Source organism: Phaeobacter sp. NW0010-22 (assembly GCF_040365955.1).
Lineage (GTDB): Bacteria > Pseudomonadota > Alphaproteobacteria > Rhodobacterales > Rhodobacteraceae > OMPR01.
This window is the reverse complement of sequence record NZ_BAABWT010000006.1, coordinates 61,222-86,231: the sequence shown is the minus strand read 5'-3', so window position 1 is coordinate 86,231 and position 25,010 is coordinate 61,222. Positions and strand designations below refer to the sequence as shown.

The window sequence follows — 25,010 nt, the reverse complement described above, 5'->3', positions numbered from 1 at the left end:
GGCTCGGGAGTATGGGCGATTTAGCCTCAGAGTGTGATGGCCTTCATCACCTCGGGTTCGATTACGTCAACTCCGGGTAGACCATCAATCAGCACCTGTGCGGATTGTTCCAGAATGGGGAACGTTTTGTAGTGGCAGGGGATCACGGTCTTGAAGTTGAAATAGCGTTTCGCCGCGTAGGCTGCGCCTTTCATATCCATAGTGAAATGACCCCCGGCGGACAGAATGCCGATGTCGGGTTTGTAGTAATCGCCCATCCAGTCCATGTCGGCCATGATGTCTGTATCGCCAGAAATATAGAGCGTTTTGCCCTCGGACTGGATCATGAAGCCGACCTCGGTTCCGCCGGTGCGAATGCCCTCTGGGGTGTTGAAGGTTGAAGAATGCGACGCCGCGACCATCGACACTTTGACCCCGTTCAGATCAACTGTGCCACCCTTGTTGAAGCCAACAGTATCGACACCTTCGGTCTCGCCCCAATGGCCCATCAGATCGTATTGCCCGACCAGAGGAATGTTGAGACGCTTGGACAGCGCGAGCACATCAATCACGTGATCAAAGTGGGCGTGGGTCAGCAAGATGTGTGTCGCGCCGGACAGGGCGGCATCATGTTGATCTTCGGGCAGGGCCGGGTTTCCGGTCAGCCAGGGGTCGATGAGCAGAACCTGTCCTGCGGTTTCGATGCGAAAGCTGCCGTGACCAAGCCAGATGATGTCCATAAAGATTCTCCTATTCCGTTTGACAGGAGCCTAGCACCGGACGAGAGGAAATCTATGGACTGCTTGTGCAAATTTGGAAGGGGGAGAGGTTGATGGCATCTCCAAAACCAAAAACGCCGCCCTGTGTGGGGCGGCGTTGGGGTTGGTTTAACCGTAGAGCGTTCTGGCTTGGGCGAATGACAACAATCGCTTGGTCTTTTCGTCCCACAGATGCAGGCGTGCGTTGATGATGCTTTCGCGAATGGTCATGTGGTTGCTCGCATCGTCCAGTTCGGGTTGATCGCGTAGGACTTCGGTAAGGCGATAGAACGGGATACGGCTGTAGAGATGGTGCACATGGTGGATGCCGATGTTGGCACTGAACCATTGCAGAACTGCGGGCATTACGTAGTGCGAGCTGCCGTGCAGCGCCGAATCGTGCAGCTGCCAGTCTTCTTCGTGGTCCCAGTTGGTGTGCTCGAACTGGTGCTGAACGTAGAACAACCACATGCCAGCAGTGGCGGCGAGAATGGTTGAAGGCAGGAAGATCAGAAAGATTGGGGCCAAGCCGCCAAAGTACCAGATGGTGACCAGAGCCACGACCAGCGTCAGGTTGGTGCCCATGGCACTGATCCAGTATTTGGCCTTGTCTGTTACTCCAAAGGGGATGCGGTTCTGCAACAAAAACAGATAGCTGGGGCCGAAACCGAACAGAATAATGGGGTGACGGTAGAGACGGTACATGATGCGGTCCCAGCGGGACATTTCATTGTACTCTTCGACGGTGGCGGTGTGGATATCGCCCATGCCGCGTTTGTCGAGGTTACCCGCAGCACTGTGGTGCACCGAATGTGTGTGGCGCCAGACCGCGTAAGGGGTCAGCGTCAGAACGCCCAAGACCCGCCCGACCCAATCGCTGAGCACGCGGCTTTTGAAAAAGGCGCCGTGACCGCAGTCATGTTGGATAGTGAACAGGCGCAGCAAGAACAGCGCGTTCAGAACGGAGATGCCAAAAGTCAGCCAGTAGCTGACGGACATCGACCACCAAGCGAGCCCCCAGAGCAGTAAAAACGGCCCAAAGGTAACAGCCAGTTCAAACAGGCTGCGCAGCTGGTTGGGTTCCCGGTACTGGGCAAGAACCTTGACCCAGTCGCGAGGAGACATGGTGCCCGGTTTGATCCGGGGAAACTCGGAGTGCTGATTCATGCGCCTGCTTCATCTCGTTATCAATGGATCGGATAAACGATCAGCCCAACATAGCAAGCTAAAATTGAACATCCAGTTGCCTTAAGCTTGGGACTATTGCGCGCAGGGAACGTCAAAAGGCATGGTTTGAAGGGGGATTACTGAGCGCCGGTAAGTTACGCAAAAGAGTTGGGGTTTCACATTGAGATTTCAAGGGATGCGCTAAATGCTGCCTGCGCGTTCGATCACGAGCACCCGTGCGGGGCCTTGGGGATGAGCGACGTGTTCATCGCCGTCCTTTGCGTGGAAAATATCGCCCGGGGACAGAGAATGTTGCGTGATCTGTCTCTCTTGACGACAATGCATGATGACATGGCCATCCAGAACCACAAATACCTCTGGGCCATCGTTGATATGCCATTTGTAAGGTTGGTCGGTCCAATGCAGTCGAATAGTGGCGGTGTCGATCTGTTCGATATCCAGCGCGTCCCACGCTGTTGTGCCAGTAAAGGATGTTGGGTTGATGATGCGCATGGGGTACCTCTTGGTTTTGAGGTGAAATAGCACCCTTGGCTGGCCGCCGGTATTTGCGATTCGTCGGAAGGTACCTGCGTTTGAAAGGATCTGGACTGCATGACGTTGGATCGCACGAATTTGCATATTCTGGCTTTGTTGGAGCGCAACGCGCGCCTGAGCAGCGCTGCTATCGGGCGGGAAATCGGGCTGTCGCGCACAGCTGTGCAAGACCGGATCGCTAAAATGGAACGCGACAATGTGATTGCTGGATATCGGGCTGTGATCAATCGCGAAGCGGACCAGTCAGTGCGGGCGGTGGTTTTTGTACATATTGCCGAGCGTCCGTGCGGCCCGGCGTTAAGCTGGTTGGCAGGCTTGCGGGGGGTGCAATCGGTGGTGTCACTGGCGGGTGAGTATGATGCGGTGGTGCAGGTTGCGGTGGCCTCGACCGAGGAACTGGCACGGCTGAATGACACCATCGGAGGGCATCGTTTGATTGCGCGATCCAACACGCAGATCGTTTTGCAGACGCTTTAAGGTGCGTCAAACTGCAAGGGTGGGCCGCTGGAAGGCCCATGCAGGCTTGCGGGTCGCGAGCGTGCGGGGTAAATGCGGGCCTGACGCAGATGAGGGTTCCCATGTCGATTGACCAAAGCACCGCCGCCAAGGTGGCCAAACTGGCCCGGATCAAGGTCGAGGATGACGCGCTTCCGGCGCTGGCCTCGGAATTTAATACGATCCTGGGGTTCATCGAGCAGTTGAACGAAGTGGATGTTGAAGGGGTCGAACCGATGACTTCGGTCACACCGCAGCGTTTGAAGCGCCGTGTTGATGTGGTGAATGACGGAAATCAGCAAGAGAAGGTGCTGAAAAACGCACCCGACGCCCGCGAAGGCTTTTTCGCGGTCCCGAAAGTGGTGGAATAAGACATGAGCGATCTGAACAAACTGGGCTTGGCCGAAGCACGCGATCTGCTGCGTAAGGGCGAAACCACCAGCGTTGAGCTGACCGAATCTTGTCTGTCTGCAATTGATGCGGCGGATGCGTTGAACGCGTTTGTGCACAAGACACCTGAAATTGCTCTGGAACGCGCCAAGGCTGCGGATGCGCGCATTGCCGAGGGCGATGCGCCTGCAATGTGCGGTTTGCCGATCGGCATCAAGGATCTGTTCTGTACCAAAGGTGTGCCGTCTCAGGCGGCCAGCCGGATTTTGGAAGGGTTCAAGCCCGAGTATGAATCGACTGTCAGCCAGAACCTGGCCGATGCGGGTGCGGTGATGCTGGGTAAGTTAAATATGGATGAGTTCGCGATGGGCTCGTCGAACGAAACCAGTGCGTATGGCAACGCGATCAGCCCATGGCGACGTGACGGCGATACCGCTGATATCACGCCCGGCGGATCGTCTGGTGGGTCGGCGTCTGCTGTTTCTGCGGATCTGTGTCTGGCCGCGACTGGGACGGACACTGGTGGATCTATCCGTCAGCCTGCGGCCTTTACAGGCATCACCGGCATCAAGCCAACCTATGGCCGCTGTTCGCGTTGGGGCGTTGTCGCTTTTGCCAGCTCGCTGGATCAGGCCGGTCCGATGACCAAGAATGTGCGTGACGCGGCGATCATGCTGGAAGCCATGTGCAGCCACGACCCTAAAGATTCGACCAGCGCCGACCTGGCCGTGCCGAATTTTGAGGCGATGCTGACCGGTGACATCAAGGGCAAGAAAATTGGTATCCCCAAAGAATACCGTATGGACGGCATGCCCGGTGAGATCGAAAAACTGTGGGCTGAGGGCGCAGAGATGCTCAAGGCGGCAGGGGCCGAGATCGTTGATATCAGCCTGCCACACACCAAATACGCTTTGCCTGCCTATTACGTGATCGCACCGGCTGAGGCGTCGTCGAACCTGGCGCGCTATGACGGTGTGCGCTATGGCCACCGCGCTACGTTGGAAGCGGGCGATGGCATCACCGAAATGTATGAAAAGACCCGGGCCCAAGGTTTTGGCACCGAGGTGCAGCGCCGTGTGATGGTTGGGACATACGTCTTGTCGGCCGGTTTCTATGATGCCTATTACAACCGCGCCCGGAAAGTGCGCACGCTGATCAAGAAAGATTTCGAAGATGTCTTTGCGGCGGGTGTGGATGCGATCCTGACCCCTGCAACACCTTCGGCGGCCTTTGGTCTGGGTGAAATGACGGATGCGGATCCGGTGCAAATGTACCTGAACGACGTGTTCACCGTGACTGTGAATCTTGCAGGTTTGCCGGGTATTGCAGTGCCAACAGGTGTGAATGCACAGGGCTTGCCCTTGGGTTTGCAGCTGATCGGGCGCCCATGGGAAGAGGGCGATTTGCTGAACACCGCCTATGCGCTTGAGGGTGCTGCCGGGTTTGTAGCCAAACCCGGAAAATGGTGGTAACTCTCAACCCAAAGCAAGAGCAACAAACGGCAGGACGGCAGCCATGCGCGCATATTATCTGATCCCGGTCGTCGGGGTTTTGACAGCTTGTAGCCCGGCAATTCCGGATTCGGCTGCGGGGGTTGGGTTCAACTCTCCGCAGGAACAAGCCGCGCGCGAGGCCGCGTTGGCGGGAGAGACCGTAGCGGGGGATCCGTTGATCCCGCCGTCGGCTGTTGCGTCAGAGACCTTGCCGGATTCGCAGCCTCTGACCGCGACCGGAACGCAAACCGCTGCGGTAGAAAGCACCACGTTGTTTGGCGGGTCGACGACCACCTCTGCGCCGCTTGTGTCTGCTGCAAGCCCGGCGGCAACAGCCGGGTCGTCTGACGATATCGCATTGGAAGCGGCGGCTGCTTTGGCGGCGTCCAATCAGAACTCGGGTGTCGCCCCTCTGGAGGCGAGTCCGTCTAACCCTGCACCGTCCTTGATCAATAATCCCGGTATTTCGGACGAAAACGATTTTGCTGCGGTATCGAGCCGTCAGTCGATCGAGAGTGATGCTGAGCGGATTGCGCGTAACAAGGAACAGTATCAGGTGGTTACACCAACCGCTGTTCCAGAGCGCAGCGGAACGGCCCAGCCAAACATCGTGTCTTATGCTCTGGAAACAACACATCCTGTTGGAACCAGTGTTTACACCCGCACCGGTTTTAACTTGCGGGCCAAGTCCGAGCGTAACTGCCGGGCCTATGCCTCGGCCGATCAGGCGCAGCAGGCGTTTTTGGATAGCGGTGGACCGCGCAAGGATCGCAAGGCTTTGGATCCCGACGGGGATGGCTATGCCTGCGACTGGAATCCAGCGGCCTTCCGCAGTGCCATCAAACAATGAGTTAGAGCGGGTGATTTGGCACCCGTCTCCCAATTTCGGCCCACGCCGGGAAGGTTTGCTGCCGTCACTGGTGGTCATTCATTATACCGCTATGAAAAGCGCTGAGGCGGCTTTGGCGCGGCTCTGCGATCCAAGTGTTGAAGTGTCTGCACATTATCTGATCGGCTCTGATGGCACGGTGTGGCAGATGGTTGATGAAGCGCAGCGCGCGTGGCATGCGGGCGCGGGCGAATGGGCCGGGCAGGGGGATGTGAATTCCCGCTCGGTCGGGATCGAGTTGGACAATAGGGGCGATCATCCCTTTGCTGAGCGGCAGATGGCGGCGTTGGAAAGCCTTTTGCCACAAATCATGACCCGGTGGGATATTCCTGCGGATGGGATCATTGGACATTCTGATATGGCCCCTGATCGCAAGTTTGATCCCGGAAGCCGGTTTGATTGGACCCGCTTGGCGCGGCAAGGGTTGGCGTGCGGAGTAGGGGGCGGGCCTGTCGGTCCCTCGGTGGCATCTGATGAGTTCCGAGCTTTGGCCCAACGCGCTGGATTTACCGCAGATGTGGACGACGCCACCTTGCTCGCGGCAGTGCGTCTACGATTTCGCCCACAGGCCCGTGGGCCGCTAGAGGCAGCTGATCTGACGGCACTTACCAGAACCTGACCCGGGAACGGGTTTTTGCACTGTCAAAGGCTTGACGCCCATGCTGTCCCGGCCTAGGTCAACGGCGCGCGGAGGGCCGGATGGCCGCGTGAGGGGCAACCCTCGCGAGGAAAGTCCGGACTCCACATGACAAAGGTGCCGGGTAACGCCCGGGCAGGGCAACCTGACGGAGAGCGCCACAGAAATGAAACCGCCTGTCCCCCCATGGGTTCGCCCGCAGGGACCAAGGGGCAGGTAAGGATGAAACGGTGGGGTAAGAGCCCACCGCGCCCCTGGCAACAGGGGTGGCACGGCAAGCCCCACCTGGAGCAATGCCAAATAGGATCCCCGCGCGGGCAGCGTCGGTTTAGGCCGATACCTCCGCTAGGCACGACATGACCGAGAGGGATCGGGTTGGCAGCTAGAGGGGCCTGGTAACAGGTCCACCAGAGGAATGGTCATCAAAGGGGGCAACCCCGGAACAAAATCCGGCTTATAGGCCCTCCGCGCAAAACACACATTCGATGGCCCTGTTTAGAGGCTTATGGTCACTTTAGAGGTTGAGACCCCGAAACTTGCCTGTGCGATCTTTGGGTCTGATATCCTAAGGGGTGCTTTGCCGCACAAATCGTGATCGGAACACGCTTCCTTTTCTCCCGGACAGATGTATCCGATGACCTCGCCCGTAGGTGTGCCAAGCGCGGTGATTGCACCGATAGACAAGGTTGTTAGAGACGTCTGTATCGTCTTCAAGGCGAGACAGTCAGAAACACAGACGATGGCTACCAAAGGAGTTTAAGCGCCTGCTATGTCATCTTCACATGCGACTCTACGTCGGCCGTATAATAATTCAAAAACAACCACTTCCTGAAATGCGCCTCGCTTCGAACCCCCAATTCCTTCAACCCTTTACTTGGGACCCAAGCACGCTCTGTTCCTGAACGCGGTCGCATGTTTCAGCAGCAATTTTGTTGCTGTAATCCACAGTCAGACCACCTCTGAAGAGGCCCGTGAAAAAGAAATGGAAATTTACGCATTTCATGCGTTTTTCCATCTTGCAGTGGAGGACCTTTGATACTATTGAAACGCCAACGGCCCCTATAGCTCAGCTGGTAGAGCAACTGATTTGTAATCAGTAGGTCCGCGGTTCGAGTCCGTGTGGGGGCACCATTTAACTCATTGAAAATGAACGGTAAAAAGCGCATCGACGGATCGCCGCGCTCCCATTTTTGCAACATTTTTGCAACATAGCGTCATTTCGAATTTCTAGAACGGTATGGAGCTGTCTCCTTCGAGTCGCGCACCTAGGTTGAGATTTTCTTCACGTGTCAGCACTTCTAGGTTCCAAGGGACGTGAAGGCCGCAAGCTGCAATGTCACCGGAGGCACGACTCTTTCCACAGAGTGGCGAGGAGTGATGCAGATCGTGCGGTATCAGCGACCAAAATTCTAGCTCAACAGCCTTTTCATGTAGGCGCAGGATTTGACGTTCTTGGTTTCTGGTAAGCCAAGGTGGGATTGCGTTGAGCTTCGCTGCTCGCCGCATTCCTTGTTTGTGACGAAGCAGCGCACGGTTCTTTGCTCTATATCGCGCCTTTCGATCCATGGAGGCGAGGTTCGCCTTCCACTCCGTCATTCGTTGTCGTTGTGCGACTTCGATGCTTAGCTGAGACTGTAATTGCTCTGCAAAGTCAGAAGCGTCAAGAGACGCGAAAAATGCTTCAATCACCTTGATTGCTCCGAGCTGAAGGTGTCAGAAGTCACGCGGAAAACCAACACCAGTTAAAGTGTGCTTCCTATGAGGCAACCAGCAATGTGCGGATTGGGGCGCGATCTCGGAACAGGTAACGAGCAACGCACTATCCACTAACTTGATGTCTTCGATCAGTCAACGATTTTCAAGAAGAGCGAAAGTGTGGCTTCTCTTGCAGAGGTTGCTCTGGAAAGCTGGAGGATTTTTTCTTGTATGTTCCGCCCATGGTTGTAGGGTAAAGAAAAAATTTTGGACCTATATATTGAGTTTAGCTGACAAACTAGAAAAAATTCCTCAGCGGGAGGTTGCCGGGTCGGATGCCTACGCTGCATTCGAATTTCAACTAATGTTTGGTGTCGAATTGCTGTTCGAGCAATTCGACAAACTCGACGATTTTGCCGTTTTGTTTGAATTTCATGACGATATCGTGCTTCTGACAGGAGCTGACAGCCCTTCCGAAATTGAATTTTTTCAGCTCAAACACTCTACCAAGGGGAATTGGACTCTAGCCAAGCTAACTAACAATTCCAAAAAGTTGAAATCGGGTGAGAAAGCCCAATCAATCCTTCAAAAGCTGTATGGGAACGTCGACGAGTTTTCGGGCTATTCCAAAAACGGGCATGTAGTGTCTAACGCTTACTGTGCCGAGTTCGGGCAATCGGAAAATGCGAAATTCAACGCAATGTCGGATGATGAGAAGGCAAAACTCTTACAGCATATTCAGGCCGTATATCCCGGCGCAACTTCGAGCTGTTTGGATGTCTTGGGGTTTAGGCGAACAGAACTTGATAAAACGGCTTGCCATGAGTTGGTGAAGGGGCGCGTGCATAGCTTTCTGCAATCGAAAATCGGTGGTGATGCATTTCAGTTAGAAGCATGTACGAACGCCATTGTTGGTCAATGCCGCCTCAAGAACAAGAAACTCGCGACAGACGTTCCCGATGCCGTTACCGAAATTGTTAAGCAAAAAGGCATATCAAAAACAGATGTTGAACTGTGGTTGACTGACATTGCCTCAAACAAAAATGCACCCGAATGGAGTTTTATTCAGACGCATTTAGGAGGGCACTGGGGGTTCCTTGAAGCAAACAATATTCGTCTAGCCTATGAAAACTACAAAGTTGAGGCGCTGGACAGTGGCAACGATGCTCAAAATGCACTGGTCGCAAAGGTTCGACAGGCACTGGATGCCAATAGCGTCACTGAGCCTATCGGTGCATTTGTCGATGGTTTGATCGCAATGGCTGATTTGGCAAGTGCTGCTGGAGAATTTGGCTATTCGGGCGCTCAACTCAAAGCAATGGTGATTTATGAAATTTTCAGATCTCAGCAAGCAGGAACAGTTCAAAAAACTGATACGCAGCATGCGGAAGAAAACCAATGAAAAAACTGAACTTCAAAAAACTATGGATCGTATCGGATCGGGAAAAGAGCGCGAGGATCGAAAGCCTTGATAGTTCAGAAGTTGTAGTCACTAGTCATGGGGTCAATCGCACCGGAAAATCCAGCTTTATTAAATCCTTATATGCTGCTCTGGGCGCAGACCCAAAAAAGAAAAATAGTGACTGGGAGGAACTGGAAGCCAAAATCCTTTTGGAGTTCACAGTGGACGAAATTTCATATTTCTCTCTCAGGGTTGGGAGAAGTATTGCGCTTTTCGATGCGCGCGGGAGGATGATTTCGGCGTACTACGGGATCACCAAAACTTCGGAGTTTTGGGCGGAAATATTTGATGCGAATATTCAGTTCCCCGGTGTGCGCGGTGGACTCGTTACACCTATGCCAGCAGCATGGTTTATGCCTTTTTACATAGATCAGGACACTGGGTTGAATGACACATGGGCATCATTTGATGGGTTGAATGCATACAAAGATCACAAAGATACTTTGATCGATTTCCACTCAGGTTCGCTTCCTAAGGAGTACTATTTGGCCAAGGCCGAGAAGGATGTTGCGAACAGCAAGCTCGCTGAGCCGAAGAAGGAGCGCGAACACTTGGTGTTTGCCCAAAATAAGCTCAAAGCTCTTACTCTTGACAGTGATTTGACTTTTGACCCTAAGGCATTCGAGGCGGAAATCTCAAAGTTCTTGGAGAAGCAAAATCAATTCAATGAATTGAGGGAAAAAGTTAGGCTGGAGATCAGGGAGCTACAAGGGGTCCGTAGCCGTCTGATACAAGAGAGTAAGCTGGCAGCGTCGACTCTCAAAGAGCTGGACGCTGATGTGGCGTACTTAAAGAAAATCGATACCTCAGAAATCACCTGCCCAACTTGCAATGCTGTCCACGAAACAAGTTTTGCAAACACCTTACGATTGACGGGCGATGCGGAGACGTGCCGCTCATATTTGGCTGCAACAAAAGAAGAACTACGAAAAGTATCAAAGAAAATCGATAAGAAATCTAAAGAGATGGGCGCGCATGAGAAAGCTGCTTCCGAGATCAATGCAATACTTGGGGAAAAGCGCGGGAAGCTCACCCTGCGCAAAATGTTGGAGCATGAAAGTCGCAGGATTGCGGGTGTAAACCTCGACAAAGAGAAGAAAAAAATTGACGTTGTCTTGGGCGGCATCGAAGAAAGTATCCTCGCCGCGGCGAAAAAAATGCGTGAGCATAACAATGCAGAGCGAAAGGCTGAGATACTAGAGTTCTATCAAGGTAAGCTGCGCTCATTTTGCTCTGACCTGAACTTACCATCGCCACCAGAAAAGACATTTTTGAAGCTGCGCCCAGTGATTGATAGCACTGGAAGTGACCTTCCTCGTCTAATACTCGCCTACCACTATGCGATACTGCACACGATCTCGAAGTTTTCCACTTCGGTCATTGCTCCAATAGTTTTTGACACGGCGCAGCACCAAGATCAGGACGATACGAACATCAATGCGATGATCAAGTTCGCTTTCGAGAAGCGGCCAAAAGGAACCCAGTTTGTATTTGGGACGGTTGGCTTACACGATTATCAATACTCAGGTGCGACAGTAGTATCGCAGCAAAAGGCCCGGTTGCTTTCGAAAACCACTTATGACCAAGCTCATCTAGAAATCGCCCCCTTTATGGAACAACTGATGGCAAGCGAGTAACTCGCCTTGCTTTTAATACATCCCGACCAGTTTGCTGACGCGGATGCTTTGCGGCGTGAGGTATTGCGAGGCGAAGGCTGCGACGATCAAGGCAATTCCTGTATCACCGTGACCGGAGGCATTGCGCGATTGCGTGATGATCTGATTGCCAGCAGCCGTCGTCTGTGTGGTGAACGATGCTAGGTCTTCTTCGATCTCGGAGCGCAAAGGCAGATCATGGGCAAATTTGAGATCGCCTGACGCGAATAGCACCGCAAGGTTTTCGATCATCAAAGTTTTGCTCGCGTTGACGTATCGCCCCGACCGACGCCACTCTTGACCGCCCGTCATTTGCACAGCCGTGTGATCCACTGACTGCTCCTGCATCATGTCCGACACGACGCGCCCGATAGACGTTCCGTCGATAACGAGTTGCGATTTGCCCCCGAAGGGCGGCGCGTTGCGCAGGCGGATCAGGTAGTCAACCACATCGACATATGACACGCCGCGAAACTTGTCGGCAAAGACGACTGTGCGTTCGCGCGTACCGAGTTTGACGCGAGTTCCGTCATGGACGGGCAATTGCTGATCTTTGATCACCACCGCAGACGAGAAGTCATTTGCTTGCCCCAAGTCAGCACCGACGAAGTATCTGACAAATCCGGTCACTCTCTCGATTGCGGGGTCATGTCCAGTCTCGTTGATCACGCGACCGTCAGGCATGTAGTTGAGGTTCAAAAGCGAGGACATATTGCGTTCTCCATACTGGTGGCGTTCTCAATCGCGGACAGATCAAAGTAAGACAGCCCGTCCGATAGAAATTCGCACATGACTTCTTGGCGGAAACGGGTTGCCGATAATTGCGACCGAAGGCGTTCGACGCGGGATGCAAGGCGAGGGATCGACGTGCCGGGAACCTTGATCCGATGCACGCTGTCTTTCGGTTCGAGGAACAGGCTTGCGAAAAGATTCGCTTTGCCAGCGGGGGTGCTCGCATAGAACGTCTGCCCGTTGTCTTTGAGCATGGGCAGGATAGAAACGACGACATCCTCGCCGCCATTCGTTCCGGGTAAATATGCCATCTCGTCCACGAGAAGCAGGTCGGCGGTATAACCCCGAATTGTTGCCCCCGACGCAGGCACAGCGATGAACCGACCGCCGTTCGAGCATTCGATTTCCGTCTGTGTCGCCCGCTCGACGACGAGATCGGTTGCGCGCAGGTATGCTTGAACCTTGCGGGTGATCTCGCGCGTCTGACGTTCTGCGGGGGCGACACAAATGATCGTGCCACCTCGTTTCAACTCGCGGACGCCGCGTGTCGCGAGGACGCAGGATTTACCCGCCTGACGGCACACGAGCAGTGCAACCGTTTGCGCGTCAGACGTGATTGCCTCCACCTGCCAAGGGTCAACTTGTGTGGCAGTTGGCACCTCCTGTTGCAGGAAGTGGAGCATTTCTGCGCCGGGATCGAGGTCGCGTTCGATCAAAGAGCAAAAGTCGTGGAGCGCATCAAATGGCATCGCGGCGCTCCGCAAGGCGCATCAAATGGCATTGGGTGCAATCGCCATGCTGGTTGCGCGGCGAGATGTGACCCCGTTTACACGCGTTGCCCGTGAAGAACAGTTTGCCGCCTTCCGCGACCATGATGCGTTTGGCGTGGGGCAATCGCGCCCACTCAGGGTTGCCTGCCTTTGTCGCCGCAGAGACGCGCTGTGCGTGGGCGCCCCAACCTTCAAATTCACGATGTATCATAGGATTGTGTCCTCCTTCGTGACAGACAGGACGTGGTGGCGCATCCGGCGCAGGAGCGGTTCGCGGGCGGCAGGAATTTCATCACATACTTCCTGCAAAATGGTTCGAAGCGTGACCCACTCTTTGCTTTCAGCCAGAGACACATTGACGGTAAGGTTCTGGGCCAGCTTGCCTTGAAGTTGGGCAATGTCTCGGAGGGTGCGACGAAGCCCCTCCATCGCGGCCAATGCAAAGTGATCGTCTTCATTTTGCTCGGCTTTGGTAATCAGCCTTTCCACGCGCTTTGCCAAACTCTCATAGGTCATTGCGACGTCCATGCGATCTTGGTTGATGATCTCGGTGTCCGCTTCAATAGCAGCGATACGGTTTCCAGCCATGATCTCGCGGCGCATTTCTTCGGAGATTTTCTCATCTCGATAACGCTGCACAGTAGAATATTCGACGCCAAGACGACGGGCGATTTCAGTCATGGAGCGCCGTTCAAGCACTATGTCCTTGATGATCTCATTCTTGTCTGGGCGCATGTCGATGATGGCTTTGCGGCCAGAGTTTTTGTTTCCCCCTTGGGCCATAATCAGGTTTCTCCTTGAACTGCGGTTTCACCAGAGGCGGTGCAGGTCATATCGTCGGCATACCAACGGACGCGGCCACGCAGTGCCGCCCATTCAGAAGCAAGGACGTCCACCAAATGATCATAAATGCGATTTGCGAATTGTTCCCCGACGCCAGACCGGATCAGGTCGTCGCGCAACTTATCAAAGCTGGCACCGCCGAGGTGCAGTTTCATCATCTGAGCAAGGGCAGCGATTGACGCGTCACTAGGGCTGTTGGCTGGGTCGATTTTAAACATGTCGTCCCAGACCAATGTACCGTCGCGGCGCGTATAAATCTCGGTGGAGGCGTCGATGCCGTAAACCACACGGCAGGCCCATTCGAGGCAGGCGCGGTTCTCAGGATTCAGCATTGGCCGCGCGCTCCATCAAATCGAATTTCGTGCGGGCGTGCGCAGGCAATTCGTCAGGCGAGTGGAAGGTTTTAATCGTGTAACCCTCTTTCTCCGCCTGCATCCGGCGGCCCACAATGCCGTTGCCCGTTTGCATGTCAGCGCGCAAATACCGGATGCGTTCGTGGGTGTCGTCGAAAGTGAACGTCTTGGTCGGGGTAACAGTGGGGCGGCTGGTGTTGCGGGTCGTTACGTCACCGTCGCTCGTGTCGATCACAGTCAAGGTCGCGCCTGCTTTCTCTGCCGCTTCTTTCGCCGCACGATATTTGGCCGGATCGCGCGCATCCTCGCGGCTAAGGCTATGGGGTGGTCGCACGCCTTTGGGATACCAGTTACCATCGGCGTCCTGTTCGAGGCCTGCCGCGTGCATTTTGCGCTCGTGGGTTTCGTCGTTGATGATGTCCACGAGGGTTTTCTTGGGCGGTTGTTGCGCCTCCAACTTACGCTGCATGTCCTTCTTTTCATCCAGCACACGGCTGTTGAAAGAATGCAGTTCATCAAGTCGTTTCGCCTGATCTGTGACGGTGGTGGTGAGGGTTTGCACCTGCTGCATCAAGGCTTGCAGGGCGGCGGTTGTATCATCTGGCATGATCTACTCCTATGGGTCCAACTGAGCGCGATGTTATCGGGACACCGCGCTCAATCTGGATTGGACAGATAGGAGCGTTGCGCCGCTTTGCTCATGAGTTGAATTTATTCGGCAGCAAGGAGATGTCCGACCGAAGAAACAGGTCTTTTAGGGCTGTTGCGTGGGAGATTAAGGTCTTTCCAACGGGCGCGGATGCGCTCCACGGCGTCGGCATGGCGCGCGATGGTTGCCGGACTAGGATCGGGGACAGGCGGCGGAAATTCTGCGCCATCCATCATGTCCCGTATGCGCGCGGCAAGCACATTGCCGTCCCAGCCGATCAGGGAGCAGAGGTCATTTCGATGTCTGGCCAATGTGCCAGAGCTATCCGTTAGAAAGCTCATGGCGGCGTCTTGGTCAGCTTGGGTCGTAAAGGATGATGATCCGTCCGACTTGATCGTGATGAACAGATCGCGGTAGGCCTGCATGATGATCGCGGTCACGAAAGTCGCTTCGGGCGTCTGAGGCGTGTCTATCGTGATCATGCCCAAGGGCAACCGGGATAGGTCGTACCGGGCGGGACGTGGCGGACATGGGCAGCGTAGACGATCTGCTCTGCGGCCAACTTCTGCCATTTCTCAGGTTCACGAAACCAGACGACATAGACGACGCGCGGGGTCAGGTCGTCGCCTAGTTTGAACACGCCGCGCGTGGGCAGGTCGGAGTCCGCAAGCGAACGCTGGGTCAGTGGAAGGGGTCGCCACTCAGTCATTGGCGCAACTGGTTTGCCACTGGCATGATCCAGCGCCACGGAATGTCGATCTGACCGAGGCGGTTCGTGATGCGCACGCCTGTGTCAGTTGGGTAGGTCATGTAAGCGGGCGAGTTGTCGATGGGATGCGCCGTTTGATCGTTGACCAGTTTTTCGAGTTGATCACCAAGATCCGAGGCGTCCTCGACCTTGAGGTTTGCCGTGCTATTCAAAACCGTGACCGTGATGGTCGCCGTTGACCCGTCAGTTGATGCTGAGAACGTCATGGGGTGCCCCTTTTCGTGTTGATGCGCGCCCAAGTGCCAAGCCAGTCGAACCTGCCTTGGGCGCGCGTTTCGTCACAGCGGTTCGACAAATGATGCGTATCACCCAGCCGCGCGGCGGATGTGGACAAAAGCAGGTGGCGGTATTTAAATTTTAGGTGCCAATCTGCTGGCACCATTTCAACCTAAGCGGTAAGGTGAAGGAAAATTAGACTTGAGCAGGAGCGACTGTTTTGACAGCGATTAAAGTTTTTATTTCTTACAGTTGGTCTTCCCCAGAACATGAAGATTGGGTGCTTCGCCTTGCTACGGACCTTAGGGAGTCAGGCGTCGATGCGATCTTAGACAAATGGGACCTTAAGGAAGGGCATGAAGCCAACGCATTTATGGAAAAGATGGTTTCTGATCCAGATATTTCCAAAGTCGTGATCGTTTCGGATCGCATTTATTCTGAAAAGTCGAACAAACGAACCGGTGGGGCCGGAACAGAAGCCCAGATCATTTCGTCTGAGATTTTCGCAAAAGAGGATCAAACGAAATTTGTAGTTGCCGCCACTGAACTGGACGACAAAGGCAAACCGTACGTGCCGACGTACTATACATCGCGCATTTTCATAGATTTCACTGATGAAAGTAAGTTCGCGGGCAGCTTTGAGCAGCTTCTTAGGTGGATCGCAGACAAACCCATCCATAAGAAACCTGAGCTTGGGAACCTTCCAAAATATATATCCGAACCCGAGGATGTTGTTGTTTTAGCCACTAGCGCAGCCAAACGTCGCGCTGTGGATGGCCTGACAAACTCAAAGGCTTTCGCTTACCCAGCCACCAAGGAGTATTTTGAGCTTCTCAGTCGAGAGCTTGAAAAGTTTCGGTTAGCACCAGATATCTCACCGGAGAGTGACGAGTTTGTAGAGAACTTTCAATCGTTCGCTCCCTATCGGGATGAATTTTTAGACATCGTAAGGGCGATTTCGAACTACACTGAAGACGAAAAATACGTCGAACTCATTCACGCATTTTTTGAGCGATTTCAGGGGTACTTTCATCCACCGAAAAACGTGAACAGCTACCGTGAGACCGATTTCGATAACTATAAGTTTTTTGCTCATGAATTATTCTTGCATACAGGCGCAACCCTAATCTCCGAGGGAAGGTATGCTGCATTTAACCATATGGTGGAGACGCCATACTATTTAGCAAATCGAGCTGATCGTGGGCAGGAACCTATGGGCAACTTCACGGAGTTTCGGCACTATCTTAAATCCGTAGAAATTCGCAACCAAAGGCTAAAACTGAACAGGTTGTCGTTAGTGGCGGATTTCCTGCATGATCGCGCGGGTGCGTCTGGGACTGATTTTTCAAAGATAATGGAAGTCGACTTTCTTCTATTTTTACGTGCCGAGCTTACGGATTTGGGGGACTATGAGCGTTGGTACCCGGACACATTGTTGTATTTGGGGTATGGTCATAGGACGTTTGAAATTTTCGAGCGTTCTCGATCCAAACGATATTTCGAACGGATCAGGCCTGTGCTGGGAAATGCCACAAAAGAAGATCTCGATAAACTGGTTGAAGGTTATAGTGCCGACCCGCAACGGCTTCCAAGATGGGAGGGGACGCGGATCGGTCCAGCTAGTCTGATGGGGATGAAAAACGTTTGTTCGTTGCCGTAGTGGCCATATAGCTGCGATTTGTGCACAGACATTGGACAGTCCCCGAGTTGACCAAGACACCCGCGTGATCCTCAGCAGATCACGTCTCTGGCGCGGTGTCGGGAGTATGCGTCGATGGTAAGCGCGGCGACGCGCTCGATATGTCTATATTCCAGTGACCTTTACCGTCGCTTATTTGCCCATGTTGCAAAGCGCGTTGCAAAAACTGACTAACCGCTTGATCTTTTACATCAGAACCACTGATTAGTTATCACAAGGGCTGGTGTTTTCACTCTAGTTGCGACCAAGTCGCATCAAGTGGGCGGAGATTTCTAGGCGTGATCAGCAGACCCCAAGCAACGCTCGACCCAAGGTGTGTCAGCCTGTGTCACCCAAGAAACAACTGACACGCCAGAAACGCTTTGTTTTCAAAGTCGTGTGTCAGTGTGTCAGTTGTGACAATAAAATAATAGTAGCAGCAACAGCATCGCTGTACGCGCAGCCGCTGGCAACAGACGCATTTCACAGATCTACAATTTACCCCCGTCACAGGCGACACAACTGACACAAATCGTCTAACCGCTTAACATACAAACAGAAAAGGCGTGTCACCCCCTGACACGCCTTTCCCACCACTGACACGCTCTAACTCAGAAAGGCGGATCGCCGTTCAACTTATCGGTCTGCGCGACCTCCCACGCGCGCCACCCGGTCTGGCTCCCAACGCCAAACTCCGCTGGGTCAACGCCGCCGAAGTCGATTTCTTCGTCGCCATCACCATAGGTTTGCATTGTGATCCGCGACACCGCGTCCCGAAACTCATCGAGCGTGCCAAGGCAATGCCCGCGCTGCCGCGTTTCCATCATTGGGGTTGCTGACGCATCGCCGTTCATGTCCGTGTAAGTGTGAACCCGTTCGCAGAACATCGCCTTTCTTGATTTCTTTGCATTGGGGATCAAGTCGAGAAATTTATTGGCGATCTCCTCCGGCGACATGTTGCGCCCGCCCACTTGATGCACCTGCTGGGTCAAGGTCTTGTTCGATATAACGCCCGCTGCTTTGAGATCGTGTGGGCATACACCGCGCTCTGCGATTTCATGCAGCACAGCGATCAGGGGATCAGACGCCACCTTGTCACGCGCCTTCGCCTCCGTCCCATAACCGTAGGTCAATGCCTGTCGGTCAACGGGATAGTCGAGCAAGTAGCGCAACACGATGCTTGGGCCGTCGTCTGACTGCATGAAGGCGTAGTATGGATCCCAGAACGCATACGCCGCCATTTGACCCTCAGTCGTCGTCAAATCGAATGGCTGTGCGACCTCGACAACCGTCCACCGTCTATCGTCAAAGTCGATATGCACGGCTTGAGTTTCGTTAGTCGACGCAATCAAGCGATGGACGTTCTTTGCCTGCACCGTCGCCTTGAATTTCTCCTCATACGTCCATGATGGCGACGATATGAACGACTTGAGTTTTGCTGCCGTCGCGTGCGAACCGTGGAAAATGGACTCCTCGGCAGCAATGAAGGTCGCGCCGAAGATCGAACGGTTGAAGCGAGAAAACAGGCGTTCTGACTCCTGAACTTTCTGGACATATCGCTCACCAAAGATCGGCGTCAGGACGCGTTCTTGCAGAAACGATTTGCCGCCGCCTTGACGCCCGCGCAATGCGATTGCTGTTGGCGGTGACGGATCGGTTGGGCGTTGCACGGCGTCGGCAAGCCACATCGTCACCCAGTGCGCGAGACCATCGTCGCCGCCACAGAGGACGTCACGGACATACGACTCGAACACCGAAGCGTCGCCATCTTTCGGCGCGACGGCAAAACCACGCCAGACGTTGTATGCAGGCCGATCATAGTCGATAGGTTCGGCCACCACTCCTTTGAAGCGCGCGTGATCAGGGTCGCGCAACCACAGTTGCGCAGTTGGCATTAGTGACTTGCCCATCCGCACAACTTGGTCTGATGTTTCATCGAAGAGCATCTGCTTAGTGAACGTTGTGAACTCGGCCGCGTCTTTGTCGATATATTCCACCGTGCCGTTGATCGTGATTTTCGACCATCGACGGTTGAACTTTTCCACCTGACGATAGTGCAGAGGCGTCGGTGTGCCTTTCTCGCGCCGCTTCGCGCTCTTGAGCAGGTTGACGATCTCGGTCTCGGGCAGCGCGCCGTCGGCAAAGAGGTGATGGAAATTGGCGTCGCCATTGAGGCGTCTGACTTCGGCGTCCATCTCAGTGTCCGGCCAACCGCGCGCCTGCATGGACATGGCGACGCGCATCAGCAGGTCATTCCGACCAGCAGGATTGTCAGGCACTTTGTAACCGATGTCAGACGTGTCGAGCGTTGGTGTGGCGTTGACAATATCGCTGATCACCTTTGCGGAGACACGGCAATGGTCAACAAGGTGACTTAGCAAGTCGCTGACACTTGCCTCGTCCAGCGGCAACTTGCCACCCTCGTCGTCGATCACCCATGCGGGTTCACGCTTTTTTCCATTGATCGGCAGCCAAACCGCTGTCGGTTCATCGTTGGGTGTCACCACCGTCTGCGTCGCCTTCGGGAACACTTCGGTTTTGCTCTGCACCGCCTTTGGAAGCCGCTTGCGCAGCGTGACCAGGTATTGGTGCATCAGTTTCGCTGGGATCGGTTCATCGACAAAGACGATGACATGCAAGCCGCGTGACTTTGTGCGAAAGGCGGCGCAGCGCGTCGGCAAGCGGGCGCGCAACGCCATCACGTCGTCTTCGGGCATGTCATACCAGTCAACGTCGAGCACGCCCCACAGGCACGTGCTGTCGGCGCGCACGGGGGCGATACCAACGGGTCGTCCGCCTGCGATGTGCTGGCCGACGAGTTCGAGTGTCAGTGGTCCTGCCACCGTCTGTGGCTTGCCGTTGACTTTGCCTTTGTCGTCAGCGGCCATGTTGCCGCGCATTTGAATGTGCCGTTTGTCATAGCCTTCGAAAAGACGAAGCATGAGTTCGGCGGGTTCGTTTAGTTTATTGTCCATACCAATTCAGGTTGGACCCGCTTCAATGGTTCATGGTCGAACGGCAACCGTCTATAAACAAGTTATAGCGCATGTCGCTTTCTTTCTGTGTTGTCCAATCGTGAACCGGTGGGGCGGGCCTTTAAACCTGCCCCACTTCTTTTTGTTTCACCCATGCCATCACAGCTTCGAGATCATAGCGAACCGTGCGCACGCTCCAATAGATCGCTGGGGGCGAGTCGCCTGCGCGCTTCCATTCATAGAATTGGCGTTCGGAAATTTGCAGGAAGTCGCAAACCTGACGAGGGGTCATAAGTTTGGGGAAGGTGAGCCGGAATTCCAACTCTTCGATGCGCTGTTCAAGGGCGCGTACTGCTTCATGGGACATGATAACGGAGTCCTTTCGTCGTGTCCTAATCCAGACAGACGACCCTCCGTTGATATGCGCTGGTGCGGGTCTTCACTTGATCCGCTATCCAACGCGGCGCTATCAAGCATCACTGTTGCCCCCAAATGGGCGCGGCATTTACTACCGCGAGACGTTACCGCCAGCAGTGAAAACGTAGTGCGATTAAGTTAATCCTTCAATAACGAAACAAGGTTCTACCTTAATTCGTTGCAGGATCACTTTTTCGATTTCGGCTGGCGCGCGGTGATTGCCCATACGCTTCATGTACTTCATCAACATGTCGTTGCCTTTGCCGCCGGACACATCGCCGCGCAGGTAGTGGATCACGTAGTCGGGCAAGAATGCCTCAGCGCCTGCTTGCATAAAGTGGCGTCTAGTATCGTGCTGGCTCAAAATTGGGACGCGCTCGCCGTGAACGGTCGCATTCAAAACGTCGAGTTGGTCGATATGCCCTGTCTTTGAATTTGCAGGGAACACGAAGTCTAAGCCGCCCGCCCGAATTGCTGTCAACGCGCTGACCACCGTATCGCAGATGGGCAGGGTGCGTGCGAGTTTGTTTTTCATTTTCGGCAGATGGATCGTCCGCATCTGTAGGTCGACTTGATCCCAACGAAGCGAGCGAACATTTCCAGCACGTATGCCTGTGAACAGCATCACAACCCACGCTGTCCGCCGTAAGGCATTGTCCATGCCCATGATCGCTTCCCACATAGGCGACCAATCGTCTTCGTCTAAGTCGTGGGCGGTGCAAGCCAGCATCCATTTTGTTTCGGTTTCGCCGGAACTAGGGGCGCGCACTTTCTTGCCCGATACGGGGTTTGGGACATTTGCATAATTGAAAGCAGAGCCAAGTGCTGTTCGTATATGGCGCGCAGTTGCCTTCATGCCCTCCTTCGCGAGGGAATTCACCACATCTTGCACACTAGCTGAGGTCACGTCGGCAACGTGCATCTTTAGAATTTCCGGCGCGTGGCGTTCCAGCTTTGAAGTCATGTCGGCACGGTGTTTGTCAGACATTGATCCCATTGCCTGCGACGTGTCGCAGTGCTTCTCCCAGCCGTCACGCACGGTTGTGATGTTTGGGCTGGTGCGGGCTTGCTGGCTTTTAGTGTCGCCTTGTTTGCTCGCCTGCATGGCGTCCATATCGGGGAAGGTGCCAATTTTGATCGACTTCACTTTGCCGCCCACACGCTTCTTTAGGTACCACGTCGAACGCCTTTTTCCGACGTTCAAGTAGAGGCCGGGAAAGCGGTCGCCATCATGACGATACATGCCCGTGGGCGCTTTCATGAGCTTTGCGTTCTTCGTGAAGTCGATTGCGTCGGTCATCCATCCATCTCCGTTTTTGCAACGTTTTTTGCAACAGACATGTTCACTAAGACGCATTTCGGCGCAGTGTCAACCGACTGATAAATGTTGCAAAAATAGGATAACCTATTGTTTTAAAAATGAACTGCACCAACATACACCAACTGTATAAATTTCAGTGGTTGTTTTGTAATCAGTAGGTCCGCGGTTCGAGTCCGTGTGGGGGCACCATTTCACATATTGATGTGATATTCTCAAAAACTCAAATTTTACAGACGCTTGCGGAGTCCGATATTCCTTTTGGCGATCGTATGCTAATGGGCTTGCGAAGGCTGTTTTTAGGATGGTTTTACGCACTTCGAGTGTTTCATTTTCAATGATACTCCAAGGCTTGCGAGATATGCTCGCAATAGTTCGAAAATTTCGCCTAGGGTGCTCTTTGATTTAGTTTTTTGTGACCGCTTATCAGTCAGCAAAAGTTACTAATCATCCAGCTTCGCCATCTTGTTTTAAAGCGCTGCGATGACCTTCGGCTTCGGAGTTTCAACCAAACGTTTAACAAGGGCATCTTTTTGCTTATCCAACTCTTTGTGCTGGTGTTTAATTTTGGCCTTCGCCTGCTTGGCCTGGTCGCAGCGTTGATCCCAAGCGTCTTTCAGCATCGACATTGCAATGTCGATAATTTGTTTACTTGTTTCGAGAGAGCGCTGGATTTCTTCAAACCCAGCGTCGATTTTTTCGGCACGGAAACTCTTGCGATATTCGGAGCAAGCGAGGGTCAGGCAATTTAAGTACGGATAGCGTTTGCCCGTTATGCTCCGTGCAATAAACGCTATCATCGGTCGTCGCAGCACGTGCGCTGTCACACGCCAGACGCTTCTTTCCGGCTTCCATGAAGTCCTTCGACCATCTGCACTAAACGCTCTGGAAAATCCCCCCATGGCACCACGGTTTAGCATGCGCTCATTGTCCGCGCCACGTAGACCTTCCAAGACGATCCTGACCTTCTCTTCAGAAGAATACCGCTTGCGAGTTGTTCGTTTGATATCTTTGACGATCTTCTCGATTGGGCTTTTTGTGGTCTTTCTCATCGTCCAACCCTCAGTGGTTTCGATGAGCCAGAAACACTCTCTTTTCAAATAACGCTGTTTGGTCCCAAAGCGCTGACGTCAAACAGAAACGATTTCCTCAATCAAGGGCGCGTCTTCCTCTAAGTATCGTGGCCCTGGTCCATTGGCACCGATTTCGTCGTCGGGGTTCACCAATTTGCACACGTCAATCGACAGGCAGCCACATCCGACACACCCCGCTATCCCATCCCGTAGCCGCTGCAGTCGTGCGATGCGATCGTCCAGTTTATTTGTCCATTGGGTCGAGAGTTTTTCCCAATTCTTGACTGTTACTGTCTCCCCTGGAGGAAGAAAATTCATGGCGGCGGAAACCTCGCGCAGTGGAATCCCGGCCCGCTGTGCCACTTGAATGACTGCGATCTTGCGAAGGACTGTGGGTGAATACCACCTGTGATTGGCATCGTTTCATACAGACGCAAACAGCCCTTTGCGCTCATAGAATTGTATAGCAGAGACGGCAGTGCCGCTTCAATCTGCTGCTTCTCCCACTGTCAGTCCACCTTTTCGTTGCATCATGAACTGCCTTTCGTTTCGCCGCTTGACCTGAACTTAAGTTGAGGAGGTAGCAATACTAGGGAAGGCTTGAATCAACACCCAGACGACACGGGCAAACCAAAGGAGAAATCTCATGTCGAATCCGAAACCTGTGTTTCTTGTGGCCAGCTCCTTCATGCCCGAAGTTCATGGCTCGCTTGATCCCTATGGAATGGCGGTGCACCCGGTTTTGGAAAAAAGGGGCGGCTCGTCAATCGTTGTTGGCGAGACTGCGCAAATCATGGATCACTTCGAGGGCAAGTGGAAAGATGATCCTCGCTTCGCGCTGTTCGGGGTCCCGCCAATGGAGGCACTGCAGGGATTTCGGTACTCGGACGAGTATCAGGCTGTCAAACACCTGCGCACCGATGTGATCCTTCCGAATTTCACTTTTGCCGTCGAAGCCTTCGATCCCGAGGAATAGGCGGTGCCCAATCCCGACCATGCTTACAATCAAGATCATTGATCCCTCATCACAGCGGAGTTCGTCGTGACAGCATAATTTGAATAGATGACCGAAGCCGGCTGGCGCGCGATCTTGTTGGGACCGCTTGCTCCAGCTTCGGCCGTTCTGGCTGCAGGGATAGCTCTGCATGCGGTCAACATCACCCTATCAGCAACGATGTTGCCATCAATCGTTGCCGAAATCGGCTGGCAGAATCTCTATGCTTGGAACGCGACGTTGGCAACGTTGGCGGCGATACTGAGCGCGGCGTCGACGGGCAATTTGCTTAGGCGCACGGGCATGCGGTTGGGGCTCGGATTGTCCGGTTTGATCTTCGCACTAGGCAGCCTGGTCGCTGCGACGGCGATGACCATGCCGGTCTTGATCCTTGGCCGGATTATGCAGGGGGCTGGCGGGGGCATGTTGTTCACCTTGTGCTACTCGATGATTATCGTGGTCTATCCGGAGCGGCTTTGGTCACGCGCGATGGCGTTGTTATCGGGGACCTGGGGTATAACCATGCTGTTTGGCTGGGCCGGTGGTGATGATGGTCTCCTGTGTATTGTTAGGCGGCGCGACCCCAATGTTTGCCAGCTCGGGCGACCTCCTGACGCTGGCGATTTCGTTTGCCCCTATCGTTCTTGGGGGCGGGCATAGGGATCGTTTGGCCACATCTCAACACGTTCATTTTGCAACTGACGGATGTCGGTGAACGGGATCTGGCGGCGTCAGCGCTGTCGACCGCACAAATGTATGCGGTGGCGTTTGGCACTGCGCTTGCCGGGCTGGTCGGCAACCTGACCGGTATCAATGACACGAGCAACCTGGCCCATATTGCAAACTCTGCCATCTGGTTGTTCTGTCTATTTGGTTTTGCCGCGGCTTTGGCGGTTGTCGCCAGTCGCAAACTGGTGGCGGACCTAAAAGCAAAACACCATGAATCAGCTGGTTCATGACCTCTGATAGAAACCTCAGGAAACCAGTTTCGGGGCCTTTCAGTCCCGTGCCCACATCCTTGAACACAAGCCCGACGCGAGATGATCTA

The 25,010-nt window shown here is 54.0% G+C and carries 28 protein-coding genes, 1 tRNA gene, 1 other RNA gene and 1 pseudogene; 13 read left to right on the top strand and 18 right to left on the bottom strand.

The window, feature by feature from the left end:
- Positions 1 to 26 precede the first annotated feature (26 nt).
- From ABWV33_RS14150 to ABWV33_RS14140, 3 genes are all read right to left on the bottom strand, one after another.
- Positions 27 to 719 carry a metal-dependent hydrolase gene (locus ABWV33_RS14150; RefSeq protein ID WP_353331642.1) on the bottom strand — a complete coding sequence of 231 codons (693 nt, stop codon included), beginning with the start codon at positions 717 to 719 and terminating at the stop codon, positions 27 to 29.
- A gap of 147 nt (positions 720 to 866) precedes the next feature.
- Positions 867 to 1,904, bottom strand: coding sequence for a fatty acid desaturase (locus ABWV33_RS14145; RefSeq protein WP_164619437.1), 1,038 nt, complete (start codon positions 1,902 to 1,904; stop codon positions 867 to 869).
- A gap of 201 nt (positions 1,905 to 2,105) precedes the next feature.
- Positions 2,106 to 2,417 (bottom strand): cupin domain-containing protein, encoded by a 312-nt coding sequence (locus ABWV33_RS14140; protein WP_353331640.1) that lies wholly within the window; start codon positions 2,415 to 2,417, stop codon positions 2,106 to 2,108.
- A 99-nt stretch (positions 2,418 to 2,516) separates the two neighbouring features.
- Between ABWV33_RS14140 and ABWV33_RS14135 the strand changes: the two genes are divergently transcribed.
- From ABWV33_RS14135 to ABWV33_RS14105, 7 genes are all read left to right on the top strand, one after another.
- Complete coding sequence (locus tag ABWV33_RS14135) at positions 2,517 to 2,936, top strand: Lrp/AsnC family transcriptional regulator (RefSeq protein ID WP_353331638.1); 420 nt, start codon at positions 2,517 to 2,519, stop codon at positions 2,934 to 2,936.
- 101 nt (positions 2,937 to 3,037) lie between these two features.
- Positions 3,038 to 3,325 (top strand): Asp-tRNA(Asn)/Glu-tRNA(Gln) amidotransferase subunit GatC, encoded by a 288-nt coding sequence (gatC, locus tag ABWV33_RS14130; RefSeq protein WP_113823431.1) that lies wholly within the window; start codon positions 3,038 to 3,040, stop codon positions 3,323 to 3,325.
- A 3-nt stretch (positions 3,326 to 3,328) separates the two neighbouring features.
- On the top strand, positions 3,329 to 4,816 hold the full coding sequence (gene gatA, locus ABWV33_RS14125) for an Asp-tRNA(Asn)/Glu-tRNA(Gln) amidotransferase subunit GatA (RefSeq protein ID WP_353331636.1): 1,488 nt from the start codon (positions 3,329 to 3,331) through the stop codon (positions 4,814 to 4,816).
- 43 nt (positions 4,817 to 4,859) lie between these two features.
- A complete protein-coding gene (locus tag ABWV33_RS14120) occupies positions 4,860 to 5,687 on the top strand; it encodes a hypothetical protein (RefSeq protein ID WP_113823433.1) in 828 nt (275 codons plus the stop codon).
- Positions 5,638 to 6,345, top strand: coding sequence for an N-acetylmuramoyl-L-alanine amidase (locus ABWV33_RS14115; protein WP_353331634.1), 708 nt, complete (start codon positions 5,638 to 5,640; stop codon positions 6,343 to 6,345). The genes ABWV33_RS14120 and ABWV33_RS14115 overlap by 50 nt, the downstream gene beginning before the upstream one ends.
- Positions 6,346 to 6,413: 68 nt before the next feature.
- Positions 6,414 to 6,836: RNase P RNA component class A (gene rnpB / locus ABWV33_RS14110), an RNA gene on the top strand.
- A 582-nt stretch (positions 6,837 to 7,418) separates the two neighbouring features.
- Positions 7,419 to 7,494 (top strand) — tRNA-Thr (locus tag ABWV33_RS14105).
- A 96-nt stretch (positions 7,495 to 7,590) separates the two neighbouring features.
- On the opposite strand, the gene ABWV33_RS14100 is transcribed toward ABWV33_RS14105, so the two are convergent.
- A complete protein-coding gene (locus tag ABWV33_RS14100; protein WP_353331632.1) occupies positions 7,591 to 8,052 on the bottom strand; it encodes a hypothetical protein in 462 nt (153 codons plus the stop codon).
- Positions 8,053 to 8,338: 286 nt separating this feature from the next.
- On the opposite strand from ABWV33_RS14100, the gene ABWV33_RS14095 reads away from it, so the two are divergent.
- Both ABWV33_RS14095 and ABWV33_RS14090 read left to right on the top strand, forming a co-directional pair.
- Positions 8,339 to 9,460, top strand: a complete 1,122-nt coding sequence (locus tag ABWV33_RS14095; RefSeq protein ID WP_353331630.1) for a dsDNA nuclease domain-containing protein — start codon at positions 8,339 to 8,341, stop codon at positions 9,458 to 9,460.
- Positions 9,457 to 11,157, top strand: coding sequence for a hypothetical protein (locus ABWV33_RS14090; RefSeq protein WP_353331628.1), 1,701 nt, complete (start codon positions 9,457 to 9,459; stop codon positions 11,155 to 11,157). Before ABWV33_RS14095 ends, ABWV33_RS14090 begins: the two co-directional genes overlap by 4 nt.
- 12 nt (positions 11,158 to 11,169) lie before the next feature.
- On the opposite strand, the gene ABWV33_RS14085 is transcribed toward ABWV33_RS14090, so the two are convergent.
- The 9 genes from ABWV33_RS14085 to ABWV33_RS14045 all read right to left on the bottom strand — a co-directional run bounded on the left by ABWV33_RS14085 (position 11,170) and on the right by ABWV33_RS14045 (position 15,497).
- Positions 11,170 to 11,886, bottom strand: coding sequence for a hypothetical protein (locus ABWV33_RS14085; protein ID WP_353331626.1), 717 nt, complete (start codon positions 11,884 to 11,886; stop codon positions 11,170 to 11,172).
- Entirely contained in the window at positions 11,871 to 12,656 is a 786-nt protein-coding gene (locus ABWV33_RS14080) for a terminase large subunit domain-containing protein (protein WP_353331624.1), read from the bottom strand. Before ABWV33_RS14080 ends, ABWV33_RS14085 begins: the two co-directional genes overlap by 16 nt.
- Positions 12,646 to 12,888, bottom strand: a complete 243-nt coding sequence (locus ABWV33_RS14075; protein WP_353331622.1) for a hypothetical protein — start codon at positions 12,886 to 12,888, stop codon at positions 12,646 to 12,648. Before ABWV33_RS14075 ends, ABWV33_RS14080 begins: the two co-directional genes overlap by 11 nt.
- On the bottom strand, positions 12,885 to 13,460 hold the full coding sequence (locus ABWV33_RS14070; RefSeq protein WP_353331620.1) for a hypothetical protein: 576 nt from the start codon (positions 13,458 to 13,460) through the stop codon (positions 12,885 to 12,887). Before ABWV33_RS14070 ends, ABWV33_RS14075 begins: the two co-directional genes overlap by 4 nt.
- Before the next feature lie 2 nt (positions 13,461 to 13,462).
- Complete coding sequence (locus ABWV33_RS14065) at positions 13,463 to 13,852, bottom strand: hypothetical protein (RefSeq protein ID WP_353331619.1); 390 nt, start codon at positions 13,850 to 13,852, stop codon at positions 13,463 to 13,465.
- The gene (locus ABWV33_RS14060; protein ID WP_353331617.1) at positions 13,839 to 14,480 is read right to left on the bottom strand and encodes a hypothetical protein; all 642 of its coding nucleotides are present in this window, start codon (positions 14,478 to 14,480) and stop codon (positions 13,839 to 13,841) included. The genes ABWV33_RS14065 and ABWV33_RS14060 overlap by 14 nt, the downstream gene beginning before the upstream one ends.
- Before the next feature lie 104 nt (positions 14,481 to 14,584).
- Positions 14,585 to 15,004, bottom strand: a complete 420-nt coding sequence (locus ABWV33_RS14055) for a hypothetical protein (protein WP_353331615.1) — start codon at positions 15,002 to 15,004, stop codon at positions 14,585 to 14,587.
- Positions 15,001 to 15,231: a hypothetical protein gene (locus tag ABWV33_RS14050; RefSeq protein ID WP_353331613.1), complete on the bottom strand. Its 231-nt coding sequence runs from the start codon at positions 15,229 to 15,231 to the stop codon at positions 15,001 to 15,003. Before ABWV33_RS14050 ends, ABWV33_RS14055 begins: the two co-directional genes overlap by 4 nt.
- Positions 15,228 to 15,497, bottom strand: coding sequence for a hypothetical protein (locus ABWV33_RS14045; protein WP_353331611.1), 270 nt, complete (start codon positions 15,495 to 15,497; stop codon positions 15,228 to 15,230). The genes ABWV33_RS14050 and ABWV33_RS14045 overlap by 4 nt, the downstream gene beginning before the upstream one ends.
- A 230-nt stretch (positions 15,498 to 15,727) precedes the next feature.
- Here ABWV33_RS14045 and ABWV33_RS14040 point away from each other — a divergent pair, with 230 nt between their 5' ends.
- Entirely contained in the window at positions 15,728 to 17,167 is a 1,440-nt protein-coding gene (locus tag ABWV33_RS14040) for an SEFIR domain-containing protein (RefSeq protein WP_353331609.1), read from the top strand.
- A gap of 629 nt (positions 17,168 to 17,796) precedes the next feature.
- On the opposite strand, the gene ABWV33_RS14035 is transcribed toward ABWV33_RS14040, so the two are convergent.
- From ABWV33_RS14035 to soxR, 5 genes and pseudogenes are all read right to left on the bottom strand, one after another.
- Positions 17,797 to 20,160 (bottom strand): DUF5906 domain-containing protein, encoded by a 2,364-nt coding sequence (locus ABWV33_RS14035; RefSeq protein WP_353331607.1) that lies wholly within the window; start codon positions 20,158 to 20,160, stop codon positions 17,797 to 17,799.
- A 121-nt stretch (positions 20,161 to 20,281) separates the two neighbouring features.
- Positions 20,282 to 20,527, bottom strand: a complete 246-nt coding sequence (locus tag ABWV33_RS14030) for a helix-turn-helix transcriptional regulator (protein ID WP_353331605.1) — start codon at positions 20,525 to 20,527, stop codon at positions 20,282 to 20,284.
- A 183-nt stretch (positions 20,528 to 20,710) separates the two neighbouring features.
- A complete protein-coding gene (locus ABWV33_RS14025) occupies positions 20,711 to 21,877 on the bottom strand; it encodes a tyrosine-type recombinase/integrase (protein ID WP_353331603.1) in 1,167 nt (388 codons plus the stop codon).
- A gap of 488 nt (positions 21,878 to 22,365) precedes the next feature.
- Positions 22,366 to 22,947, bottom strand: coding sequence for a PIN domain-containing protein (locus ABWV33_RS22435; RefSeq protein ID WP_502930915.1), 582 nt, complete (start codon positions 22,945 to 22,947; stop codon positions 22,366 to 22,368).
- Positions 22,948 to 23,025: 78 nt separating this feature from the next.
- Positions 23,026 to 23,376: pseudogene (gene soxR / locus ABWV33_RS14010) on the bottom strand (redox-sensitive transcriptional activator SoxR); the annotation flags it as partial.
- 238 nt (positions 23,377 to 23,614) lie between these two features.
- Between soxR and ABWV33_RS14005 the strand changes: the two are divergent.
- The 3 genes from ABWV33_RS14005 to ABWV33_RS13995 all read left to right on the top strand — a co-directional run bounded on the left by ABWV33_RS14005 (position 23,615) and on the right by ABWV33_RS13995 (position 24,921).
- Positions 23,615 to 23,944: a DUF1330 domain-containing protein gene (locus ABWV33_RS14005; RefSeq protein WP_353331599.1), complete on the top strand. Its 330-nt coding sequence runs from the start codon at positions 23,615 to 23,617 to the stop codon at positions 23,942 to 23,944.
- 87 nt (positions 23,945 to 24,031) lie between these two features.
- Entirely contained in the window at positions 24,032 to 24,622 is a 591-nt protein-coding gene (locus ABWV33_RS14000; RefSeq protein WP_353331597.1) for an MFS transporter, read from the top strand.
- Complete coding sequence (locus ABWV33_RS13995; protein WP_353331595.1) at positions 24,592 to 24,921, top strand: MATE family efflux transporter; 330 nt, start codon at positions 24,592 to 24,594, stop codon at positions 24,919 to 24,921. The genes ABWV33_RS14000 and ABWV33_RS13995 overlap by 31 nt, the downstream gene beginning before the upstream one ends.
- The last annotated feature ends 89 nt before the right edge of the window (positions 24,922 to 25,010 follow it).

Excerpts from the sequence above, each read along its gene's own strand:
- ABWV33_RS14150 (WP_353331642.1), bottom strand. The coding sequence starts at position 719 with ATGGACATCATCTGGCTTGGTCACGGCAGCTTTCGCATCGAAACCGCA.
- ABWV33_RS14145 (WP_164619437.1), bottom strand. The coding sequence starts at position 1,904 with ATGAATCAGCACTCCGAGTTTCCCCGGATCAAACCGGGCACCATGTCT.
- ABWV33_RS14140 (WP_353331640.1), bottom strand. The coding sequence starts at position 2,417 with ATGCGCATCATCAACCCAACATCCTTTACTGGCACAACAGCGTGGGAC.
- ABWV33_RS14135 (WP_353331638.1), top strand. The coding sequence starts at position 2,517 with ATGACGTTGGATCGCACGAATTTGCATATTCTGGCTTTGTTGGAGCGC.
- gatC (WP_113823431.1), top strand. The coding sequence starts at position 3,038 with ATGTCGATTGACCAAAGCACCGCCGCCAAGGTGGCCAAACTGGCCCGG.
- gatA (WP_353331636.1), top strand. The coding sequence starts at position 3,329 with ATGAGCGATCTGAACAAACTGGGCTTGGCCGAAGCACGCGATCTGCTG.
- ABWV33_RS14120 (WP_113823433.1), top strand. The coding sequence starts at position 4,860 with ATGCGCGCATATTATCTGATCCCGGTCGTCGGGGTTTTGACAGCTTGT.
- ABWV33_RS14115 (WP_353331634.1), top strand. The coding sequence starts at position 5,638 with ATGCCTGCGACTGGAATCCAGCGGCCTTCCGCAGTGCCATCAAACAAT.
- ABWV33_RS14090 (WP_353331628.1), top strand. The coding sequence starts at position 9,457 with ATGAAAAAACTGAACTTCAAAAAACTATGGATCGTATCGGATCGGGAA.
- ABWV33_RS14085 (WP_353331626.1), bottom strand. The coding sequence starts at position 11,886 with ATGTCCTCGCTTTTGAACCTCAACTACATGCCTGACGGTCGCGTGATC.
- ABWV33_RS14080 (WP_353331624.1), bottom strand. The coding sequence starts at position 12,656 with ATGCCATTTGATGCGCTCCACGACTTTTGCTCTTTGATCGAACGCGAC.
- ABWV33_RS14075 (WP_353331622.1), bottom strand. The coding sequence starts at position 12,888 with ATGATACATCGTGAATTTGAAGGTTGGGGCGCCCACGCACAGCGCGTC.
- ABWV33_RS14070 (WP_353331620.1), bottom strand. The coding sequence starts at position 13,460 with ATGGCCCAAGGGGGAAACAAAAACTCTGGCCGCAAAGCCATCATCGAC.
- ABWV33_RS14065 (WP_353331619.1), bottom strand. The coding sequence starts at position 13,852 with ATGCTGAATCCTGAGAACCGCGCCTGCCTCGAATGGGCCTGCCGTGTG.
- ABWV33_RS14060 (WP_353331617.1), bottom strand. The coding sequence starts at position 14,480 with ATGCCAGATGATACAACCGCCGCCCTGCAAGCCTTGATGCAGCAGGTG.
- ABWV33_RS14055 (WP_353331615.1), bottom strand. The coding sequence starts at position 15,004 with ATGATCACGATAGACACGCCTCAGACGCCCGAAGCGACTTTCGTGACC.
- ABWV33_RS14050 (WP_353331613.1), bottom strand. The coding sequence starts at position 15,231 with ATGACTGAGTGGCGACCCCTTCCACTGACCCAGCGTTCGCTTGCGGAC.
- ABWV33_RS14045 (WP_353331611.1), bottom strand. The coding sequence starts at position 15,497 with ATGACGTTCTCAGCATCAACTGACGGGTCAACGGCGACCATCACGGTC.
- ABWV33_RS14035 (WP_353331607.1), bottom strand. The coding sequence starts at position 20,160 with ATGGACAATAAACTAAACGAACCCGCCGAACTCATGCTTCGTCTTTTC.
- ABWV33_RS14030 (WP_353331605.1), bottom strand. The coding sequence starts at position 20,527 with ATGTCCCATGAAGCAGTACGCGCCCTTGAACAGCGCATCGAAGAGTTG.
- ABWV33_RS14025 (WP_353331603.1), bottom strand. The coding sequence starts at position 21,877 with ATGACCGACGCAATCGACTTCACGAAGAACGCAAAGCTCATGAAAGCG.
- ABWV33_RS22435 (WP_502930915.1), bottom strand. The coding sequence starts at position 22,947 with ATGAGAAAGACCACAAAAAGCCCAATCGAGAAGATCGTCAAAGATATC.
- ABWV33_RS14005 (WP_353331599.1), top strand. The coding sequence starts at position 23,615 with ATGTCGAATCCGAAACCTGTGTTTCTTGTGGCCAGCTCCTTCATGCCC.
- ABWV33_RS14000 (WP_353331597.1), top strand. The coding sequence starts at position 24,032 with ATGACCGAAGCCGGCTGGCGCGCGATCTTGTTGGGACCGCTTGCTCCA.